The sequence below is a fragment of the Paraherbaspirillum soli genome, assembly GCF_042654985.1.
Taxonomy (GTDB): domain Bacteria; phylum Pseudomonadota; class Gammaproteobacteria; order Burkholderiales; family Burkholderiaceae_D; genus Paraherbaspirillum; species Paraherbaspirillum soli.
The window spans coordinates 75,987-78,626 of record NZ_JBHSMT010000021.1; the positions used below are offsets into that span (position 1 = coordinate 75,987).

At 56.3% G+C, this 2,640-nt stretch carries 3 protein-coding genes; all 3 read right to left on the bottom strand.

The features are described 5' to 3' along the window. Window positions 1-1,398: DUF6531 domain-containing protein (locus tag ACFPM8_RS12055; RefSeq protein WP_378997793.1), on the bottom strand; the 1,398-nt coding region annotated here is incomplete at its 3' end. Further along, window positions 1,398-1,601 carry a hypothetical protein gene (locus tag ACFPM8_RS12060; protein ID WP_378997794.1) on the bottom strand — a complete coding sequence of 68 codons (204 nt, stop codon included), beginning with the start codon at window positions 1,599-1,601 and terminating at the stop codon, window positions 1,398-1,400. The genes ACFPM8_RS12055 and ACFPM8_RS12060, both read right to left, overlap by 1 nt. Window positions 1,602-2,171: 570 nt before the next feature. Continuing rightward, a complete protein-coding gene (locus ACFPM8_RS12065; RefSeq protein WP_378997795.1) occupies window positions 2,172-2,522 on the bottom strand; it encodes a hypothetical protein in 351 nt (116 codons plus the stop codon). Window positions 2,523-2,640: the final 118 nt, after the last annotated feature.

Consider the following 2,640-nt stretch of genomic DNA (forward strand, 5'->3'; position numbering starts at 1 on the left):
GTAACTGATGTTGCTGGCCGCGGCGCCGCAACCGGCACCGCCCGGCTGGGATACGCCGGTGCTTTTGACGGCACCGAGGATGGTCTGGAAATTGTAGGTGCGCGAGGTTCCCAATGGGTCGATCACCGTCGTGCTGTTGGCGGTATAGCTCAGGCTCGCCTTGTCGGCGCCGACGGCATGCTCGGTCGAAATCGCTTTGCCGCTTGCATCGTAATGATAGGTCGCATCGCGTGAACCAGTCTCGTCGATGATGCCGGTTATCAGATAAGGGATCGTTGCGCCGCCGATGTAGGCCGGCTCGTTGTAGAGATAGGTGCGCGTGGCGCCGCCCGGATACGTGACCGTGACAAGTTGACCCTGCGCGTCGTAGCCATATTGGTAGAGGCTGCCGTTCGGATCGGTCAGCGTCGCGATCCGGTTTTTAGCGTCATAGGCGAAACCCAGACGATGACCGAAGCTATCCGTCACCGTCGCCAAACGTCCCTGGCTGTCGTAAGCCAAGGTTTGCGTCAGGCCGGAACGGGCAACAATTTTCAGCAGCTTGCCGTTGGCATCGTAGGTCTCGACTTCGTCGCCTTGCGGTGAAACATACTGGTAGCCGCTGGTTTTACCGTCGCTGCCGGTGAGTGTGGTCAGCTTGCCGGTGATGTTAGCGGTGGCCGTGAATGCGCCGCTGCTACCATCGAAATAGATAATCTTGCCGTCGGGGCGATAGAGCAGCGCGTAGTTGGATCCATTCAAATACAGCCCGATCGAGCGGTCGTAGGTCGTGCTCCAGTTGGCCCCGAGCGCGCCGTTCTGGATTTGCAAACCGGCGTTGTAGGTGCGCTGGAATCTCAACGTAGATGAGCCTGCACCGACGTAATCCACTTCGATCCGGTACATATTGCCGGTGGCGGGATTGATCGGATCACCAATCTTAGGGCAATGGTCACCGTTGTTTTCCGGGTTGGTTGTCCAATTTCCAGAACAGGCGTCTGGCCCTATCCAACCGTTCCATGTAAATCCGCTTGGGCATAAAGCCATCTGCGGTACTGACCCTCCCCCCTCGCGAACTTCACCTGTGGCCAATATTTTAAAAAGGCAATTAGCATATGGGTGATCAGATTGCCACTGCCCAGAAGGCCCTTGGGAATAGTTATACCGTCCAAAAGTCACATGATCGAAAACGGCTAACGGGGAATCCCAACCATATGTTTTAGTAAATTCTGAGGAGGCACATGCCTCCTCCGCAGATGGATACGTATTGTTTGTGAGGACAGTCGCCTTCCAATAAGTTTGTGCCGGCGGCACAGTAGTCGCCTGTGTCATGGCTGTATTGGCAATCAAAACTACGCCGATACAGAACCGACACAAAAAGCGCCCGAGTGTAGGCCTAAGACTGCGATAGATACCCATTATTGTTGTGCTCCTGTTATTTGCTTTAAGCGATTCAACGCGTCGATCACGCGGCTGGTCTGGCGCGCCAAGGCACCGCTCGGATCTTTGACTTGTTCACTGAACCGGTTGCCCATGCTGTCGGGCGTGTAGGCGATGCTGTTGCCCAGACGGGCAACGACAGTTGGTTGTGTGATGGGCAGGACCGCAAGCGTGATGTGCATATTCGTTCCTGTTTAGCCGGAATATTCTTCCATTAGCTCGAATATCGACCGCCACGTAGGGGCGAAACTATATTTCGAATAAGAAATATTTGCAATGAGGGAAATACTTATAGGCGCCGCTGGGCGGCGTCGGAGCTTTTGGCGTTGGTCTCGGCTTTCCGAAAATCGGCGTTGGTTCTCTGAGCATCAACGTCGACCTTCCGAAGTACTCCGTTGAGCTTCCGAAGTCCGGCACCTCCCCTATTTGGTGCAAGGCCGAGCTGCCGAAGTCGGACATCGAGCCTCCGAAGCCCGACATCGAACTTCCGAACGTCGACGGCGACTCTTTTAGCATCGACGCCGCCCCTATTTGGTGCAATGCTGAGCTTCCGAAGCAGGACATCGAACCTCTGAAGCAGGACATCGAGCCCCCGAACGTCGACGCCGATTCTTTTAGCGTCATTGGCGACCCGCCGGACTACCGTAGGGCGGATGAGCGTAGCGTTATCCGCCGCCTGATGTACCACAAGTGCTTGACGCATCCAAAACGGCGGATAACGCTGCGCTCATCCGCCCTACCGACGGTGGCGGTCAGCGGTTGGTCGGGCGCTGTCTGGCGATCAAGTCATTCAGGTAATTGACGCTGGTCTCGGATTTGTCCAATACCGCTTCGGTCGAGCCCATCATCCAGCGCAGCATCAGGTCGACATCGCAAGCGTTCAACGGCGGCGGACAGTCGGGATCGCAGTGCTCTTGCGCCAGATGGTTGGCATGCAGCATAGCCAGCCCCTTGTAAATTCCCTGGCACATGTCCAGCGTGAACGCGATGCATTGCGCCGCTTGATCGGTGCGCAAGTCTTTGTCCAACCATGAGAAAGGCTGGTGCTCTGGGATATCCGGGATGGGTGGGAATGGGCGAGGCTTCTTCTTACTACTAGTCATGTCGGTCTCCTAGCGGTTGATGAATCCGCGCCCCGCCGTCTGGCGTGGGTGATCGAGTCGCCCAAAGGAACCTCCCCTTCAGGCTCTCACAGAACCGGACGTGAACCTCTCGATTCAT

Bases quoted from the DNA above. Each gene is read 5' to 3' on its own strand.
- ACFPM8_RS12060 (WP_378997794.1), bottom strand. From the start codon at position 1,601: ATGCACATCACGCTTGCGGTCCTGCCCATCACACAACCAACTGTCGTT.
- ACFPM8_RS12065 (WP_378997795.1), bottom strand. From the start codon at position 2,522: ATGACTAGTAGTAAGAAGAAGCCTCGCCCATTCCCACCCATCCCGGAT.